This window comes from Pseudomonas sp. GW823-FHT06B06 (assembly GCF_058795195.1).
Window position 1 is genome coordinate 14,126 of record NZ_JBXAHO010000013.1, and the last position, 16,200, is coordinate 30,325.

Sequence of the window (16,200 nt, forward strand, 5' to 3'; positions counted from 1 at the left end):
TCGTTTCACCTTAGCGCACCAGTGGATGGCGCCTCTTTAAGGTCATGCACTTTTTTCGACCTTGCAGCCCTCATCGCGAGCAGGCTCGCTCCCACAGGTAATCGCGTTTCCATGTGGGAGCGAGCCTGCTCGCGATAGCCATCACACGGTTTCCCTGGCATTTGTTGTCCGGTTGGTCAGGCTTTTGCATTGACCCTCTCCACACACAACAAAAGGGAGTTCGAATTCATGCAAATACGTCCACTGCACAAACTGCTGTGCGCCGCCATCGGCCTCGGGATCAGCCTCGGCGCCTTTGCCGCTGAGCCACTGAAAGTAGGCTTTGTCTACATTGGTCCTATCGGTGACCACGGCTGGACGTACCAGCATGAACAGGGACGCCAGGCACTGGCGCAAAAGCTTGGCGACCGAATCACCACCAACTATGTGGAAAACGTTGCCGAAGGCGCGGACGCCGAGCGAGTGATCCGCAACATGGCCAAGGACAAGTACGACCTGATCTTCACGACCTCATTCGGCTACATGAACCCGACACTCAAGGTCGCCAAACAGTTTCCCAATGTGACGTTCGAACACGCCACCGGCTACAAGCAGGACAAGAACCTGGGCACCTACCTGGCGCGCACTTATGAAGGTCGCTACGTCGGCGGTTTCCTTGCGGCAAAGATGACCAAAAGCAAAAAGATCGGCTACGTCGCCTCGTTCCCGATCCCGGAAGTGATCCGCGACATCAACGCCATTCAACTGGCCCTGAACAAGTACAGCCCGGGCACTGAAATCAAAGTGGTGTGGGTCAATTCCTGGTTCGATCCGGGCAAGGAAGCCGATGCCGCCAACGCGCTGATCGACCAGGGCGTGGACGTGGTGTTCCAGCACACCGACAGCCCGGCGCCGATCCAGGCGGCTGAACGTCGCGGCGTGTATGCGGTGGGCTACGCTTCGGACATGGCGCACTTCGGCCCCAAGGCGGTACTGACCTCCATCGTCAACGACTGGGCGCCGCATTACCTTCAAGCAACCCAAAGCGTGATCGACCACAGCTGGAAAACCCAGGATTACTGGGGTGGCCTCAAGGAAGGCACCGTTGAACTGCCGATCAGCGATCTGGTACCGGCGGCGGTGAAGACTGAAGCGGAGCAGATCATCGCCGACATCAAGAGCGGCACGTTGCAGCCGTTTACCGGGCCGATCAAGGACCAGGCCGGGGTCGAGAAAATACCTGCGGGTGTCAGCGCGACGAATACGGAACTGGCATCGATGAATTATTACGTGGAAGGCATGAAGGCGGAGATGCCCAAGTAGTACCCCACCCCGTGTAGGAGCTGCCGCAGGCTGCGATCTTTTGATTTTTTATCAGATCAAGATCAAAAGATCGCAGCCTGCGGCAGCTCCTACAGGGATTTTCAACGCTCTCAGGATTGTGTATGAACAGTCTTCCCATCATCGACATCGCCCCGCTCTACACCGACGACCAAAGCGCCTGGGCAACCGTGGCAAAGCAAATCGACCACGCCTGCCGCGAATGGGGCTTTTTCTACATCAAGGGTCACCCGATCAGCGCCGCGCGCATCGACGCCGTGCTCGACAGCGCCAAGCGTTTCTTCGCCCTGCCAACTGCCGAGAAGCTCAAGATCGATATCACCCAGACCCGTCACCATCGCGGCTATGGCGCTATTGCCACCGAACAACTGGACCCGAGTAAACCCAGCGACCTGAAAGAAACTTTCGACATGGGCCTGCACCTGCCGCTCGACCATCCCGATGTGCTGGCAGAAAAACCGTTGCGCGGCCCCAACCGCCATCCATCGATGCCGGGTTGGGAGGCGCTGATGGAGCAACACTACGTCGACATGCAGGCACTTGCGCAAACCTTGTTGCGGGCAATGACGTTGGCGCTCGGCATCGAGCGGGATTTTTTCGACACGCGCTTTCGTGAACCGGTCAGCGTATTGCGCATGATTCACTACCCGCCGCGACACACCGCCACTTCCCGGGAGCAACAAGGCGCCGGCGCTCACACCGATTACGGCTGTATCACCCTGCTCTACCAGCATGCCGCCGGTGGCTTGCAAGTCAGGAACGTAAAAGGCGAATGGATCGATGCCCCGCCGATCGAAGGGACGTTCGTGGTCAATCTCGGTGACATGATGGCGCGCTGGAGCAACGACCGTTACCTGTCAACGCCGCACAGGGTGATCAGCCCATTGGGCGTGGATCGTTACTCGATGCCATTCTTTGCCGAGCCACACCCCGATACCCGCATCGAATGCCTGCCCGGATGCCAGGATGAACAGCAGGCGGCAAAATACCCGGCCACCACTTGCGCCCAGTTCCTACTCTCACGTTTCGCCGATACCTACGCTTATCGACGGGAACAGGAGGCGGTGGAATGAACCGCCTGGTCAGGTTTTATCAATTGTTGCGACGAGCATCTGTAGAATGGCGCCATTGCACCTGATGAGAACAGAATTATGTACGACTGGCTGAACGCCCTGCCCAAGGCCGAACTGCACCTGCACCTGGAAGGTTCGCTGGAACCCGAACTGCTGTTTGCCCTGGCCGAACGCAACAAGATCGCCCTGCCGTGGAGCGATGTCGAAACCCTGCGCAAGGCCTACGCCTTCAATAACCTGCAAGAATTCCTCGACCTGTACTACCAGGGTGCCGACGTGCTGCGCACTTCCCAGGATTTCTACGACCTGACCTGGGCCTATCTCTTGCGCTGCAAGGCGCAGAACGTGATTCACACCGAACCGTTCTTCGACCCGCAGACCCACACCGACCGTGGCATTCCATTCGAAGTGGTGCTCAATGGCATCGCCGCAGCGTTGAAGGACGGTGAGCAACAACTGGGAATCACCAGCGGTTTGATTTTGAGCTTCCTGCGCCATTTGAGCGAAGAGCAGGCGCAGAAGACCCTCGACCAGGCGCTGCCGTTCCGCGATGCGTTTGTCGCCGTGGGCCTGGACAGCTCCGAGATGGGGCACCCACCGAGCAAATTTCAACGCGTGTTCGACCGCGCCCGTGGCGAAGGTTTCCTGACGGTCGCCCACGCCGGTGAAGAGGGCCCACCCGAGTACATCTGGGAAGCCCTCGACCTGTTGAAAATCCAGCGCATCGACCATGGCGTGCGCGCCATCGAAGACGAGCGCTTGATGCAGCGCATCATCGATGAGCAGATCCCGCTGACCGTGTGCCCACTGTCCAACACCAAGCTCTGTGTGTTTGATCACATGTCGCAGCACAATATTCTCGACATGCTCGAGCGTGGCGTGAAAGTGACCGTGAACTCCGATGACCCGGCGTACTTCGGCGGTTACGTCACCGAAAACTTCCATGCCCTGTATACCGACCTGGGCATGACCCAGGACCAGGCCAAACGCCTGGCGCAGAACAGCCTGGATGCCCGGTTGGTCAAACCCTGATATCTACCGGGTCTCCTACAAGGCCATTTCCAGCTCGGTCTGCCTGGCGAAACGGTGAATTTCTTTCTGCCCGGCGGCGGTAAGCTGCAGGGCACGAGAATCCACGGGCAAGTTCAGCCAACCGGACTGCATGAACAGCTGCAGCAACGCCGCACCCAAGGCACCGCCCAGGTGCGGCCGTCTTTCGCTCCAGTCGGGACACGCACAGGCAACCTTGCCGTTGCGATGGGCCAGCGCCTGAATGAAGACACCGCGTGACGCCAGCTGCGTCGAGCCCTTGAGGGTGATCGTGACCCGCTGGTCGAACTGCTCGATCCAGCCGGCCTCCAGCAGGCGCTGGTACAGATCGGCGGCCAGGGTGCCACCCAAGTGGTCCTCACACAGCCGCGCACGCAACAGCGATGAACCCCTCGGCTGAGGTTTGGCCAAGGGGGCGGCGCGTTTGAATATGTCCGGGATATCCTGCGGTGTGCTGGCCAGCGTGGCGCTGGCCAGGGCTTCGATCGCGGCACCGATTTCGGGTGCTGTCAGGCGGAAGAAGCGCTTTCGCCCACGGGTTTCTACTTTCAACAGGCCTCCGGCGGACAACCGCGCCAGGTGCGCACTCGCCGAAGACGGTGACAGCCCGGCCATCAATGCCAATTCTTCAGTATGTCGAGCCGATCCGTCCATCAAGGCCCACATCATTGCGCTGCGCTTCGGGTCAGCCAGCAACGTGGCTATCTGGCTAATGCAAGGTGCATGTTCCATGTATTCACTCCCTGTTGAATCGTATCGTCCTGCTGCTCAGAGATATCTTGACCCGTCATGTGCTGTCGGCCAAACGTGGAAACTGCCATAAACCGGGCTCGCCCTTGCGATCGGTGGTGCGTTCACCAGGCAAGCATCAGTATAGGCCGGTTGGCCGCCAGATCCTGCCCCCCGCAAACCGCCGATGCTGATAGTTCCTGAGGGAAATTTCGCTTTTTGCCTGAGACTAATGATCGAAACCCGATAATCCCGGAAAATGACTACTCAAATGGGCGCATCGGCTGGCAAGCATTTCCCGCAAAAGGTTCACCGGCTTACTCAACTGTGCGCGATGGGCGCACAACAGATTCAGCGGTGCGCGCTCACAGAGCAGTTCCGGCATCAGCACTTTCAAGCGCCCCGCTAACACATCGTTGGCCACATCAAGCCAGGATTTGTAAGCGATCCCGGCCCCTGCCAGCGCCCACAGGCGCACGACATCGGCATCGTCACTGAAACGATCGCCACCGACGGTCAGGCCGACCTCGCGCTTGCCGTCATGAAAACTCCAGTGATCGTGAACCCGGCTGCCCAGCATGAACAGCAGGCAATTGTGCTGGGCCAGTTGCTCCAGTTGGCGTGGCTCGCCACGCCGGGCGAGGTATTCGGGCGCGGCACACAGCACTCGACGATTGTGTGGGGCGATGGGTAGCGCCACCAGGCTGGAATCTTCCGGCTCGCCGTAGCGCAGGGCGATGTCCACTGGCTGGCGGAACAGATCGGCGATGCGGTCGCCCAGCAGCAAGCGCACGGTTAGCTTCGGGTGCTCGCGCTGAAACTCATCCAGCCAGGGCAGCAGCAGGTTGCGCCCAAAGTCCGAAGGCGCGGACAACTGCAAGACGCCGCTGACCTGATCCTGACCGCTGGCCAACAGACGCCGGCCTTCGTCGAGATGACTCAAGGCCGCCCGAGCGTACTCCAGAAAACCTTCGCCTTCTGCGGTCAGGCGCAGGCTGCGGGTCGAGCGGGCCAGCAGGCGGGCGCCCAGTTGCTGTTCGATGCGCTTCAACGCCGCGCTCGCCACTGCTGCCGACATGTCCATGCCCCGTGCGGCCGCGGACAGGCTGCCCAGGTCCGCCGCACGGACGAACAACTGCAAATCATCGAACCGCAGCATGTGAGCCTTCATTATCAAAAAAACATTGAAAGAGACTGCTCTTTTAGCGGGTTTTATCTTCCTTAGAAATAGCCAATCATCCATCCCATCGAATCTTAATTCAGATAGTTATTTGGGAGCCTTCCAATGAAAGCCGTTGCCTACTACGCCTCGTTGCCGATCAGCGATGAAAACGCCCTGCAAGACATCGAACTGCCGGAGCCAGTCGCTGGCCCCCGCGACCTGCTGGTGGAGGTCAAGGCCATCTCGGTGAACCCGGTGGACACCAAGGTCCGGCAGAACGTCCAGCCTGAAGCCGGCGCGGCTAAAGTGCTGGGGTGGGACGTGGCCGGCGTGGTCAAGTCGGTCGGCAGCGAAGTGACATTGTTCAAGGCCGGCGACAAGGTCTTCTACGCCGGCTCCATCGCCCGTGCCGGCGGTAACAGCGAGCTGCACGTGGTGGATGAACGAATCGTCGGCCATATGCCGAACACCCTGGGTTTCGCCGAGGCCGCCGCCCTGCCGTTGACGGCCATTACCGCGTGGGAGTTGCTGTTCGAGCGCCTGCAGGTGCACGAAGGCAAGACCGTTGAAGGCCAGAGCCTGTTGATCGTCGGTGCGGCCGGCGGCGTCGGTTCGATCCTCACGCAACTGGCCAAACAGCTCACGGGCCTGAATGTGATCGGTACCGCTTCGCGCCCGCAGACCCAAAGCTGGGTGAAAGCGCTGGGAGCCGATCAGGTGATCGATCACAGCCAGCCACTGGCACAGGCCCTCAAACAGGCCGGCATCGATCAGGTGACCCATGTCGCCAGCCTGACCCAAACCGATCATCACCTGGATCAACTGGTCGAGGCGTTGGCACCACAAGGCAAGCTGGCACTGATCGACGACCCGAAAAGCCTCGACGTGACCAAGCTCAAGCGCAAGAGCCTGTCACTGCACTGGGAGTTCATGTACACCCGCTCACTGTTCGAAACCGCGGACATGATTGAACAGCACAAATTGCTCAACCGGGTAGCCGAGCTGATCGACGCCGGCACTCTGAAAACCACGGTTGGCGAACATTTCGGCATCATCAACGCGGCGAACCTGCGGCGTGCCCATGCACTGCTGGAAAGCGGAAAATCCAAGGGCAAGATTGTGCTGGAAGGGTTTTAAGCGACTGCAGGAGCTGCCGAAGGCTGCTCTCGGACTGCGATGTTTTTTGTTACAAACCGTCAGTCCGAGAGTTGAGCCTTGTCACAATCGCGCTCGTATTCAGGACTACAATCGAAGCCTCTGCGAGAAATCTTTTACTTGAGGAGGTCAGTAATGAAGATCCTGATAAAAGAATTGGCAAAGTCCCAGTGGCAGGTTCGCCTGGATCAACATGCCGTCACCTTCCGCAGCGAAGCCGAAGCCCGCGCCTTCACCAATACCCTTGAAGCGCGCCTACACGCCCCGCACCAGATACCCGACCGCCAACAGCGCGCTGTTGGCTGAGTCAGTCCTCAAACCTGGACTTGCACCAACGCCCGGGCATTTTGTATACGTCGGGTGAGCAGCGCCGCGCTCACCACCAGAATCCCGCACAGGCTGATGACCATGGCCATCGGCATGGCGGTGCCGTCGTGCAACACACCGACCAGCGCCGCAGCGCCTGCTGCGACACTGAATTGCAGGCACCCGAGCATGGCCGAAGCACTGCCGGCGCGGGCACCCTGGCCGTTCATCGCGCAGGCCGAGGCATTGGGAAGAATGCAACCGAGGCTGGCGATACAGACGAATAATGGAATCAGCAGCGGCCAAAGCTGTGCGGTGTGCAGCGCACTGACGGCGAGCAACGCCAGGCCGGCTCCGAGGTAGATCCACACTGTGCGTGTCAGCAGGAACGCCGGACCACGCTTGGCCAACAGTCGCGCGTTGACTTGGGCCACGAGGATGAACCCCGCCGCGTTGGCACCGAAGAACCAGCCAAAATGTTCAGCCGGAACGCCATAGAGCTTGATGAAGATGAACGGCGACCCGGCGATGTAGGAGAACATGCCGGCGATGGCGATACCGCCCGTCAGGGCATGGCCGAGGTATACCGGGTCCTTGAGCAAACGTGCGTACTGGCGCAACGCCCCCGCCAAGGGTTGGCGTGGCAAATGGGCGGGCATGCTTTCTGGCAGGCCCAGTGCCACGGCCAGCCCTGCCAGGGCACTGAACCCAGTCAGCGCGAGGAAGATCGACTGCCAGCCAGTGGTGTTGACCAGCAAACCGCCGAGCATCGGTGCAAGAATCGGCGCCAACCCCATCACCAGCATCAATTGCGAAAAGACTTTTGCCGAGCCCACCGCATCGCATTTGTCGCTGACCACAGCCCTCGAGATCACCATCCCTGCGCAACCACCCAGTGCCTGGATGAACCGCGCACCGATCAGCCACTCCAGGCTCGGTGCATACGCGCACGCCAACGAAGCGGCGGTAAACAGCCCGACCCCAATCAGCAACGGCATGCGTCGCCCGAACCGATCAGCCACCGGGCCGTAAGCCAGCTGACCAATGGACAAGCCGAGGAAATAGGCGGCCAATGTCAGCTGAACGTGTTTTTCGTCGGTGCCGAAGGCGAGCGCCATTGCCGGGAACGCCGGCAGATAAAAATCGATCGCCAGCGGACCGAAAGCGCTCAAGGCGCCAAGAATCAGGATTGTGCGAAAATTCATCAGGCATCCAATGGGACAGAAGTCGGCAGCCCGACAGTCTAGCCGCGCATGGACGCCTTGAACATTAAGTTAGCTCGCTAACTATTAAAAAATTCAGGCCAGCTTCACGCGGTAGCCTTCTTCACTGATGAGCTCGATCACTTGCTCGGCGCTCAATGCACTTTCTACGCCGACTTCCCTGGCCGCCAGGTCGACCCGCACACTCGCGGCCGGGTCCTTGGCCTGCACAGCCTGGGTGATCGCCTTGACGCAGTGACCGCAGGACATGCCTTCAACGTTAAACACTTGCATGGATGACTCCTTTACTGAGGTGTTTGAATGAGGTGAGCTACAGTCTCGAGCTTGCCCCCATGGCAAGGTCAAGTTCCGAAGTGACCTGCCGGGCTGGCAATCGGCTTCGCGCTCGGCCAAGCTGCGTGCATCTACGACTTGATTCCAGGAGATTCAGCCATGCGCTGGTCAGCTTTCAGCCTGTTAGGCCTGCTCAGCCTTTTCACCGCCACAGCCCCGGTCAATGCCGCCGGTGAGGATTATGGCGTGCTGATCATTTCCCGCGAGCGCCTGGAAGTCGCAACCAGCTGCGAAATCGGCGTGTACATCCAGGACCAGCTGGCGGCGCGGCTGTTCCAGGAGCAGAGCACCTCGTTCAACTTGCCACCGGGCAATGTGTCGCTGCGCTTGAAGTTGCTGCCGGGCCAGGCGCCGGGGTGTAACCCGGGCATGTTGGCGCCGGGTTCGCAAGACATCCAGCTCAGGGCCGGTGATATGTTGAAATACCGGATTGCGATGACACAGGATGGGATGTATCTCAAGCGCGCAGGCCTCGGATACTGAAACATCCCCCTGTAGGAGCGAGCATGCTCCGGGCGGCGTTCCGACGAAGGTCGTCAACGATAACGCTGGAAACCTGACACCCCGCGGCGCTCTCGGGTACATCGCGAGCAGGCTCGCTCCTACAAGGTTGATATCGCACTTTGATCTTGGTGCTTGACCTTGCCAGCATGGCAAGGTTGATCCTGTAGGCAACTACTACAGGGAGCGTGACCGATGTCCGAATCCATTACTTTCGATCTGCCAATTGCCGGCATGACCTGTGCCAGCTGCGCCGGGCGTGTTGAGCGCGCCTTGAGCAAAGTCGTCGGCGCCAGTGCCGTCAGCGTCAACCTGGCCACCGAGCAGGCCCGGGTTCAAGCGCCGGTCGACAGTCTCCCGGCCTTGATGGAGGCCGTGCAAAAAGCCGGTTATAGCGTGCCGCAGCAGCGCCTTGAATTGAGCATCGACGGCATGACCTGCGCCTCCTGTGTCGGCCGGGTCGAACGGGCACTGAGCAAGGTGGCGGGGGTCAAGAGCGTCAGCGTTAACCTGGCCAATGAACGCGCTCATGTGGAACTGTTCGGGCAAGTCGATCCGCAAGCCCTGATCGGTGCCGTGACCAAGGCCGGTTACGTCGCCAGCGTCTGGCAAGACGATCAGCCACATATCGACACGCAGCAAACCCGACTGTACCGCGAGCGCTGGGCCTTGATCGCAGCCATCGCCCTCGCCTTGCCCCTGGTTTTGCCGATGTTGCTGCAACCGTTCGGCGTGCACTGGATGCTTCCGGCCTGGGCGCAGTTCGCCTTGGCCACGCCGGTGCAATTCATCTTTGGCGCACGGTTTTATGTAGCCGCCTGGAAAGCCGTGCGTGCCGGCGCTGGCAACATGGATCTGCTGGTCGCGCTGGGCACCAGTGCCGGTTATGGCTTGAGCGTGTACGAATGGGCCACCGCCGCCGGGCGCATGCCGCACCTGTATTTCGAAGCCTCGGCTGTAGTGATTGCCCTGGTGTTGTTGGGCAAGTACCTGGAAAGCCGCGCCAAACGCCAGACTGCCAGCGCCATTCGCGCCCTGGAAGCGCTTCGCCCGGAGCGGGCGATCCAGGTCGTCGACGGCCGTGAGCAGGAAGTCGCCATCAGCGCCTTGCGCCTCAATGACCTGGTACTGGTCAAACCCGGCGAACGCTTTCCGGTGGACGGTGAAGTGGTCGACGGCCAGAGCCATGCCGACGAAGCGCTGATCAGCGGCGAAAGCCTGCCGGTGCCCAAGCAACCCGGTGACAAGGTCACGGGCGGCGCGATCAATGGTGAAGGTCGCCTGCTGGTACGCACTCAGGCACTTGGCGCGGAAACGGTGCTGGCTCGCATCATTCGACTGGTTGAGGACGCTCAGGCGGCCAAGGCCCCGATCCAGAAATTGGTGGATAAAGTCAGCCAGATCTTCGTGCCGGTTGTGCTGCTGCTGGCACTCGCTACCCTGATTGGCTGGTGGCTGTACGGCGCGCCACTGGAAACCGCGCTGATCAATGCCGTGGCGGTGCTGGTAATCGCCTGCCCTTGTGCCCTGGGCTTGGCCACGCCGACGGCGATCATGGCCGGCACCGGGGTGGCGGCGCGGCATGGGATTCTGATCAAGGACGCCGAAGCGCTGGAACGTGCCCATGAAGTCAGTGCAGTGGTGTTCGACAAAACCGGAACCCTGACCTCTGGCACCCCGCGCATCGCCCACTTGAGCGCCATCGACGGTGACGAAACCGCCCTGCTGCAACTGGCCGGCGCCTTGCAACGTGGCAGTGAGCATCCGCTGGCCAAGGCTGTGCTGGATGAGTGCGCACAACGCGGTCTGATCGTGGCCGATGTCAGCGACAGTCAGTCCCTGACAGGGCGCGGCATTGCCGGCAGTCTTGAGGGCCGTAGGCTGGCACTGGGTAATCGACGTCTATTGGAAGAAAGCGGATTGCGCGCAGGTGAATTGGCCGATTCGGCAACTGCCTGGGAAGCCGAAGGCCGGACCCTGTCCTGGCTGATCGAGCAAAGCCCGGCACCGCGAGTACTGGGATTGTTCGCTTTCGGTGACACGCTCAAGCCTGGCGCGCTGCAAGCCGTGCAACAACTCAGCGCACGCCATATCAGCAGCCACTTGCTGACCGGCGACAACCGAGGCAGCGCCAAAGTGGTCGCCGATGCACTGGGCATCACGAATGTACACGCCGAAGTGCTGCCGGCAGATAAAGCCGCCGAAGTCGCCATGCTGAAGAAAACCGGTGTGGTGGCGATGGTTGGCGACGGCATCAACGATGCGCCGGCATTGGCCGCGGCGGATATCGGCATTGCCATGGGAGGCGGTACCGACGTGGCCATGCACGCCGCCGGGATCACCCTGATGCGCGGCGATCCGCGATTGGTGCCCGCGGCGCTGGAAATCAGCCGCAAGACCTACGCGAAGATCCGCCAGAATCTGTTCTGGGCCTTTGTCTATAACCTGATCGGCATTCCGCTGGCGGCCTTCGGATTCCTCAACCCAGTACTCGCCGGTGCGGCAATGGCGTTGTCGAGTGTGAGCGTGGTGAGCAATGCGCTACTGTTGAAAACCTGGAAACCCGAGGATCTGGAGGACAAGCGATGAACATCGGCCAAGCGGCCCGCCATAGCGGCCTGAGCGCAAAGATGATCCGTTACTACGAGTCCATTGGCTTGCTCAAGGCGGCGCATCGCACCGACAGCGGTTATCGGGTCTACAGCGACGACGACCTGCATACGCTGGCGTTCATCAAGCGCTCTCGGGACCTGGGGTTTTCCCTGGAAGAAGTCGGCAAGCTGCTGACCCTCTGGCAGGATCGCCAGCGGGCCAGTGCCGATGTGAAGGCCCTGGCCCGCCAGCATATCGACGAGTTGAACCAGAAAATCCGCGAGTTGGGGCAGCTGCGCGATACGTTGCAGGATCTGGTCGAGCATTGTCAGGGCGATCATCGGCCGGATTGTCCGATTCTCAAGAGCCTGGAGTCGGGGTGTTGTGCAGAACCGTCGAATATTTAAGCGCCTGTGACACACCGTATCGCCCACGATCGTTCCCACGCTCTGAGTGGGAATGCATCCCGTGACGCTCTGCGTCACATTCAGAAGCGGAACGCGGAGCGTCCCTGGCGGCATTCCCACGCAGAGCGTGGGAACGATCATGTGCACCTACAAAAAACCGATCACTGCATCCAGGGCGGAGGCGGCTCTTCGGTTTTGCCCGGTGGCGTGTCGTCTGCGGCACGCGCCGCTTGCTTGCGCTCTTCATCCAGGCGCGCGGCCTCGATCTCGCGCATGATGCCGCCGACGTCGGCCAGCTCTTCCGGCTCGTCGAATTCGCCAGTCAGGACGCTGGCCGGGTGCAAAGTGCCCGCCTCGTACAAAGCCCACATTTCCTTGGCGTACCGAGTCTTTTTCAACTCTGGCGCAAACCGTCCGAAATAGGACGCCATGTTGCCCACGTCCCGCTCCAGCATGCTGAACGCGTGGTTGTTGCCCGCCGCGTCAACCGCTTGCGGCAAGTCGATGATCACCGGGCCGGTCGGGGTCAACAGCACGTTGAACTCGGACAGGTCACCGTGCACCAGGCCGGTACACAGCATCAGCACGATCTGCGAAATCAGGAACGCGTGATACTCGCGCGCCTGGTCCGGCTCCAGCACCACGTCGTTCAGGCGCGGTGCCGCATCGCCGTACTCGTCGGCCACCAGTTCCATGAGCAGCACGCCCTCAAGGAAGTCATAGGGCTTGGGTACCCGCACACCGGCATTGGCCAGGCGAAACAGCGCCGCCACTTCGGCGTTCTGCCAAGCGTCTTCGGTTTCCTTGCGACCGAACTTGGAGCCCTTGGCCATGGCCCGGGCCTGTCGGCTGTTGCGCACCTTGCGGCCTTCCTGATACTCGGCCGCCTGACGAAAACTGCGTTTATTCGCCTCCTTGTAGACTTTCGCGCAACGTAACTGGTTGCCGCAGCGCACCACATAAACAGCTGCTTCTTTACCACTCATGAGTGGGCGCAGCACCTCGTCGACCAGACCGTCCTCGATCAGGGGTTCAATGCGTTTTGGAGTCTTCATCAGCTTTTATTGTGGGTCCTTTATTACCAAACACGCGAAAGTCCTTCGTTATACGGCAATCCATCCATTCGGGGGAGGGGGTGCCGACGTACCGTTCGTGTCATTTTTCAAAACAGCCCTCAATTTCCGCAGGCAACAGCCGAAGTCCTAAGTGACAAAGTGATTTGTCCGACAATCGTTTTTACAACAATAACGATGCCGCATTCAGGGAACAGGGATCCATTACGTTTACGGCTGCCAAAAAACCGCGAGTCATCTGCACTGCGTGGGCCTACAAGAAAATCTGGAGCGCGGATGAACATCAAACAGAAACTGACCTGGGCGTTTGCAATCATCGCCTGCTTGCCGGTGGTGCTGGTCGCCACCCTCGTCGTGCTGAACTTGCGCAGCGATGCCAAGGACGAATTCGTCGACAACAGCGGTCGCGAAATCCGTCAGGTCAGCAATGCGATGCAACTGTTTTTCGACGGCATCAGCCAGAACGTCGAATACCTGGCCAGGCAACCGCTGATCACGAACTCCGACGACAGCCTCAAGACCTACATGAACGCCAACGCCGCCAGCATTCCCCAAGGGGAAATGGACAAAAAAGTCTTCGGCTTCCTGCAGGACCTGGGCAACGCCCATCCGTCATACGCCTACGCCATCCTCGGCACCGCGGCCGGTGGTTACGTGTCGTGGCCGGACGATGCCAAACTGGCCAACTACGACCCGCGCCAGCGCCCCTGGTACAAGGCCGCCCAGGCCAAACCGGGCAAGCCATTCCGTACCGAAGCCTATTACTGGGCCGAAAACGATACGTCCTACGTCAGCACCGTGCGCACCATCGACAACAAGCTGGGCACCAACGGTGGCGTCGTCAGCATCGACGTGTCGCTCAAACAGCTCACCGAACTGGTCAAGCAGATCAAGCTCGGCGAGACCGGCTACCTGATGCTGCTGGAAAATTCCGGCACCGTGCTGGTCGACCCGAAACAACCGGAACATAACTTCAAAGCCCTGGGCAGCCTCGGCGAGGGCTACGCGCAACTGGCCAAGGCCGGCAAAGGCCTGGTCGAGGTTGAACTCAATGGCGAGCGCTACATGGCCAACGTCTGGCCGTCCGAGCAGTTGGGCTGGACCTTCATCGGCTTGATCAAGCAGAGCGATGTGATGAGCACCGCCACCCAACTGACCTGGTTGATCGCCATCATCGCCGCGGTACTGGCCGTGGTTTTCGCCGTTGTCGGCGCCAGTTTCGCCAGCGTCATCGTGCGACCGATCCGCAGCGTGGCCGACGGTCTGGAAGGCATCGCCCAGGGCGAAGGCGACCTGACCAAGAGCCTGCAAATCCGCGGCAGCGACGAAACCGCGCAACTGGCCAACTGGTTCAACCAGTTCCTGACCGCGATTCGCAACCTGATCCAGAGCATCGGTGGAGCCGCGACCAGCATCCTGGCCACCTCCAAGAGCTCGACCCAGGTCTCCAGCGACATGGCCGAAGCCGCTGGGCGCCAGCGTGAAGCGGTGGACATGGTGTCCACGGCATTCCATGAAATGGTCGCCACCGCCAACGAAGTGGCGCGCTCCTGCAGCCAGGCGGCCGAGTCCGCCGACAGCGGGCAGCGCCAGGCCCGCGAAGGCCAGCAACAGATTGACGCGGCCGTCAGCAGTGTCGATCGCCTGAGCCAGGAAATCGAACAGTCGGCGCAGTCGATGCAACAGCTGGAACGCGACAGCAATGATATCCAGTCGATCCTGGGGACCATTCGCTCAATCGCCGAGCAAACCAACCTGCTGGCACTGAACGCGGCCATCGAAGCGGCGCGGGCCGGTGAACAGGGTCGTGGTTTTGCGGTAGTAGCCGACGAAGTACGCGCGCTGGCCAAGCGCACGGCCGACTCCACCGCAGAAATCGACGGGCTGCTGGGCAACCTGGCCAAGCGCACCAGCCAGGTGACCCAGCAGATGCATGCGAGCCTGGAGGTGTCCCAGCAATCGGTGACGCGCATCGGCGAAGCGCGCAACAGTTTCGGGCAGATCCGCGAGTCGGTGGATGTGATCCGCGACATGAACACCCAGATTGCCACGGCGGCGGAACAACAGCATCAAGTGGCCGAAGACATCAACCGGCACATCAGCCAGATCCATGGCGATGCGCAATTGGTGGCGGAACTGGCGAACTCGGCGCGCCTGGATTCCCAGAGCCTGGCCGGGTTGTCGAATGAGCTGGATGGGTTGGTGCGCCGCTTCCGTACCTGATTGAAATCCCGGTGCCCGCTTCGCGACCATTCGCGAGCAGGCTCGCTCCCACAGGGTTTTGCACTGCCCTTGTGGGAGCGAGCCTGCTCGCGAAGCGGCCCTCACTGTCGGAACAGCTCTCCCGGGGTAAATCCGAACAGGCTCTTGAACGCCGCAATAAACGCTGACGTCGAGTCATACCCACAGGCCAGCGCGGCATTGGTCACGCTGTCGCCCTCCTCCAGCAGACTCAACGACGACAACAGCCGCATGCGCTGGCGCCAACCGCGAAAACTCAACCCGGTTTCCCGCTGGAACAGGCGCATCAGGGTTTTCTCCGATGTACCCAGGCGCTCGGCCCATTCGTGCAAGGTCACATTGCGCTCGGGATTTTCGATCAGCTCGTTGCACAACCCCAACAACCGTTCATGACGGGGCAACGGCAGGGAAAACCCGACTTCCGGCAACGTCGCCAACTGATCGAGCAATACACTCACCAGCCGCGCTTGCGGGCTGTCGCCCTGTGGATATTCCACTGGCAGCAGGCAGAAACTCTTGATCAGCTCCCGGGCCAGCGGCGTCACTTCCAGTACCCGGCAACGCCCGTCCGCCCACTCGCAATCTTCGCGTCGCACATACAGGCTGCGCATCTCGGCGCGCATTGAGGTCACGACCTGATGATCGAGATCCGCCGGAATCCAGATTCCCCACTGGGGCGGCGCGAAGAAACTGCCCTCGGCGGTGTGCACGCCGAGCACACCACTGATGGCATAGGAAAACTGCACCCAGTCGTGTCGATGGGACGCCGTCCACGACCCGGCATTGAGGCTCTCCACCCGGGCATACAGCGGACGTGGCAGTGTGGTGAGCGGTGGAATACTGCGTTCGAGGGAAACCTGTCCGTTAGTCGACATTGAACGGCCTTGTGTTGCGAGATGGCTGATGGGGCGACGTTAGGCCATGCCTCGGATCTATTCAACACTAAACCTATCTGTAGGAGCCGGGGGGGGGGGGGGGGGGGGGGGGGGGGGGGGGGGGGGGGGGGGGGGGGGGGGGGGGGGGGGGGGGGGCGTA

The 16,200-nt window shown here is 60.8% G+C and carries 15 protein-coding genes and 1 pseudogene; 10 read left to right on the plus strand and 6 right to left on the minus strand.

Going from position 1 to position 16,200, the window contains the following annotated elements:
* Positions 1-228: 228 nt before the first annotated feature.
* The 3 genes from AC1Q8Q_RS14015 to AC1Q8Q_RS14025 all read left to right on the plus strand — a co-directional run bounded on the left by AC1Q8Q_RS14015 (position 229) and on the right by AC1Q8Q_RS14025 (position 3,425).
* The gene (locus AC1Q8Q_RS14015) at positions 229-1,302 is read left to right on the plus strand and encodes a BMP family ABC transporter substrate-binding protein (protein ID WP_168757188.1); all 1,074 of its coding nucleotides are present in this window, start codon (positions 229-231) and stop codon (positions 1,300-1,302) included.
* 122 nt (positions 1,303-1,424) lie between these two features.
* Positions 1,425-2,393 carry a 2-oxoglutarate and iron-dependent oxygenase domain-containing protein gene (locus tag AC1Q8Q_RS14020; RefSeq protein WP_492615164.1) on the plus strand — a complete coding sequence of 323 codons (969 nt, stop codon included), beginning with the start codon at positions 1,425-1,427 and terminating at the stop codon, positions 2,391-2,393.
* A gap of 78 nt (positions 2,394-2,471) precedes the next feature.
* Complete coding sequence (locus AC1Q8Q_RS14025) at positions 2,472-3,425, plus strand: adenosine deaminase (protein WP_020796340.1); 954 nt, start codon at positions 2,472-2,474, stop codon at positions 3,423-3,425.
* Between the two features lie 15 nt (positions 3,426-3,440).
* On the opposite strand, the gene AC1Q8Q_RS14030 is transcribed toward AC1Q8Q_RS14025, so the two are convergent.
* Positions 3,441-4,175 (minus strand): ArsR/SmtB family transcription factor, encoded by a 735-nt coding sequence (locus tag AC1Q8Q_RS14030; RefSeq protein ID WP_020796341.1) that lies wholly within the window; start codon positions 4,173-4,175, stop codon positions 3,441-3,443.
* A gap of 226 nt (positions 4,176-4,401) precedes the next feature.
* The gene (gene vimR, locus AC1Q8Q_RS14035; protein WP_020796342.1) at positions 4,402-5,331 is read right to left on the minus strand and encodes a transcription regulator VimR; all 930 of its coding nucleotides are present in this window, start codon (positions 5,329-5,331) and stop codon (positions 4,402-4,404) included.
* Between the two features lie 126 nt (positions 5,332-5,457).
* Between vimR and AC1Q8Q_RS14040 the strand changes: the two genes are divergently transcribed.
* Entirely contained in the window at positions 5,458-6,471 is a 1,014-nt protein-coding gene (locus AC1Q8Q_RS14040; RefSeq protein WP_020796343.1) for a zinc-binding alcohol dehydrogenase family protein, read from the plus strand.
* Positions 6,472-6,624: 153 nt separating this feature from the next.
* Positions 6,625-6,795 (plus strand): hypothetical protein, encoded by a 171-nt coding sequence (locus AC1Q8Q_RS14045; protein ID WP_008066222.1) that lies wholly within the window; start codon positions 6,625-6,627, stop codon positions 6,793-6,795.
* A gap of 8 nt (positions 6,796-6,803) precedes the next feature.
* Here the strand turns inward: AC1Q8Q_RS14045 and AC1Q8Q_RS14050 are convergent, their stop codons facing one another.
* Together AC1Q8Q_RS14050 and AC1Q8Q_RS14055 are read right to left on the minus strand one after the other, a co-directional pair.
* The gene (locus AC1Q8Q_RS14050) at positions 6,804-8,000 is read right to left on the minus strand and encodes a multidrug effflux MFS transporter (protein WP_020796344.1); all 1,197 of its coding nucleotides are present in this window, start codon (positions 7,998-8,000) and stop codon (positions 6,804-6,806) included.
* Positions 8,001-8,093: 93 nt separating this feature from the next.
* Positions 8,094-8,291 (minus strand): heavy-metal-associated domain-containing protein, encoded by a 198-nt coding sequence (locus AC1Q8Q_RS14055; RefSeq protein ID WP_020796345.1) that lies wholly within the window; start codon positions 8,289-8,291, stop codon positions 8,094-8,096.
* A 159-nt stretch (positions 8,292-8,450) separates the two neighbouring features.
* On the opposite strand from AC1Q8Q_RS14055, the gene AC1Q8Q_RS14060 reads away from it, so the two are divergent.
* From AC1Q8Q_RS14060 to cueR, 3 genes are all read left to right on the plus strand, one after another.
* On the plus strand, positions 8,451-8,834 hold the full coding sequence (locus AC1Q8Q_RS14060) for a hypothetical protein (RefSeq protein WP_020796346.1): 384 nt from the start codon (positions 8,451-8,453) through the stop codon (positions 8,832-8,834).
* Positions 8,835-9,047: 213 nt separating this feature from the next.
* A complete protein-coding gene (locus AC1Q8Q_RS14065) occupies positions 9,048-11,441 on the plus strand; it encodes a heavy metal translocating P-type ATPase (RefSeq protein WP_033045079.1) in 2,394 nt (797 codons plus the stop codon).
* Positions 11,438-11,851, plus strand: coding sequence for a Cu(I)-responsive transcriptional regulator (gene cueR / locus AC1Q8Q_RS14070; protein WP_020796348.1), 414 nt, complete (start codon positions 11,438-11,440; stop codon positions 11,849-11,851). The genes AC1Q8Q_RS14065 and cueR overlap by 4 nt, the downstream gene beginning before the upstream one ends.
* Before the next feature lie 161 nt (positions 11,852-12,012).
* Here the strand turns inward: cueR and AC1Q8Q_RS14075 are convergent, their stop codons facing one another.
* Positions 12,013-12,906, minus strand: a complete 894-nt coding sequence (locus tag AC1Q8Q_RS14075) for a PA4780 family RIO1-like protein kinase (protein WP_020796349.1) — start codon at positions 12,904-12,906, stop codon at positions 12,013-12,015.
* Between the two features lie 450 nt (positions 12,907-13,356).
* Here AC1Q8Q_RS14075 and AC1Q8Q_RS14080 point away from each other — a divergent pair.
* Both AC1Q8Q_RS14080 and AC1Q8Q_RS14085 read left to right on the plus strand, forming a co-directional pair.
* Positions 13,357-14,289, plus strand: a pseudogene (locus AC1Q8Q_RS14080) (cache domain-containing protein); the annotation flags it as partial.
* Between the two features lie 129 nt (positions 14,290-14,418).
* On the plus strand, positions 14,419-15,147 hold the full coding sequence (locus tag AC1Q8Q_RS14085) for a methyl-accepting chemotaxis protein (RefSeq protein WP_370628334.1): 729 nt from the start codon (positions 14,419-14,421) through the stop codon (positions 15,145-15,147).
* Between the two features lie 101 nt (positions 15,148-15,248).
* Here AC1Q8Q_RS14085 and AC1Q8Q_RS14090 read toward each other — a convergent pair whose 3' ends face one another.
* Positions 15,249-16,040: an AraC family transcriptional regulator gene (locus tag AC1Q8Q_RS14090; protein ID WP_033043873.1), complete on the minus strand. Its 792-nt coding sequence runs from the start codon at positions 16,038-16,040 to the stop codon at positions 15,249-15,251.
* Positions 16,041-16,200 lie beyond the last annotated feature (160 nt).

Excerpts from the sequence above, each read along its gene's own strand:
- AC1Q8Q_RS14015 (WP_168757188.1), top strand. The coding sequence starts at position 229 with ATGCAAATACGTCCACTGCACAAACTGCTGTGCGCCGCCATCGGCCTC.
- AC1Q8Q_RS14020 (WP_492615164.1), top strand. The coding sequence starts at position 1,425 with ATGAACAGTCTTCCCATCATCGACATCGCCCCGCTCTACACCGACGAC.
- AC1Q8Q_RS14025 (WP_020796340.1), top strand. The coding sequence starts at position 2,472 with ATGTACGACTGGCTGAACGCCCTGCCCAAGGCCGAACTGCACCTGCAC.
- AC1Q8Q_RS14030 (WP_020796341.1), bottom strand. The coding sequence starts at position 4,175 with ATGGAACATGCACCTTGCATTAGCCAGATAGCCACGTTGCTGGCTGAC.
- vimR (WP_020796342.1), bottom strand. The coding sequence starts at position 5,331 with ATGCTGCGGTTCGATGATTTGCAGTTGTTCGTCCGTGCGGCGGACCTG.
- AC1Q8Q_RS14040 (WP_020796343.1), top strand. The coding sequence starts at position 5,458 with ATGAAAGCCGTTGCCTACTACGCCTCGTTGCCGATCAGCGATGAAAAC.
- AC1Q8Q_RS14045 (WP_008066222.1), top strand. The coding sequence starts at position 6,625 with ATGAAGATCCTGATAAAAGAATTGGCAAAGTCCCAGTGGCAGGTTCGC.
- AC1Q8Q_RS14050 (WP_020796344.1), bottom strand. The coding sequence starts at position 8,000 with ATGAATTTTCGCACAATCCTGATTCTTGGCGCCTTGAGCGCTTTCGGT.
- AC1Q8Q_RS14055 (WP_020796345.1), bottom strand. The coding sequence starts at position 8,291 with ATGCAAGTGTTTAACGTTGAAGGCATGTCCTGCGGTCACTGCGTCAAG.
- AC1Q8Q_RS14060 (WP_020796346.1), top strand. The coding sequence starts at position 8,451 with ATGCGCTGGTCAGCTTTCAGCCTGTTAGGCCTGCTCAGCCTTTTCACC.
- AC1Q8Q_RS14065 (WP_033045079.1), top strand. The coding sequence starts at position 9,048 with ATGTCCGAATCCATTACTTTCGATCTGCCAATTGCCGGCATGACCTGT.
- cueR (WP_020796348.1), top strand. The coding sequence starts at position 11,438 with ATGAACATCGGCCAAGCGGCCCGCCATAGCGGCCTGAGCGCAAAGATG.
- AC1Q8Q_RS14075 (WP_020796349.1), bottom strand. The coding sequence starts at position 12,906 with ATGAAGACTCCAAAACGCATTGAACCCCTGATCGAGGACGGTCTGGTC.
- AC1Q8Q_RS14085 (WP_370628334.1), top strand. The coding sequence starts at position 14,419 with ATGGTGTCCACGGCATTCCATGAAATGGTCGCCACCGCCAACGAAGTG.
- AC1Q8Q_RS14090 (WP_033043873.1), bottom strand. The coding sequence starts at position 16,040 with ATGTCGACTAACGGACAGGTTTCCCTCGAACGCAGTATTCCACCGCTC.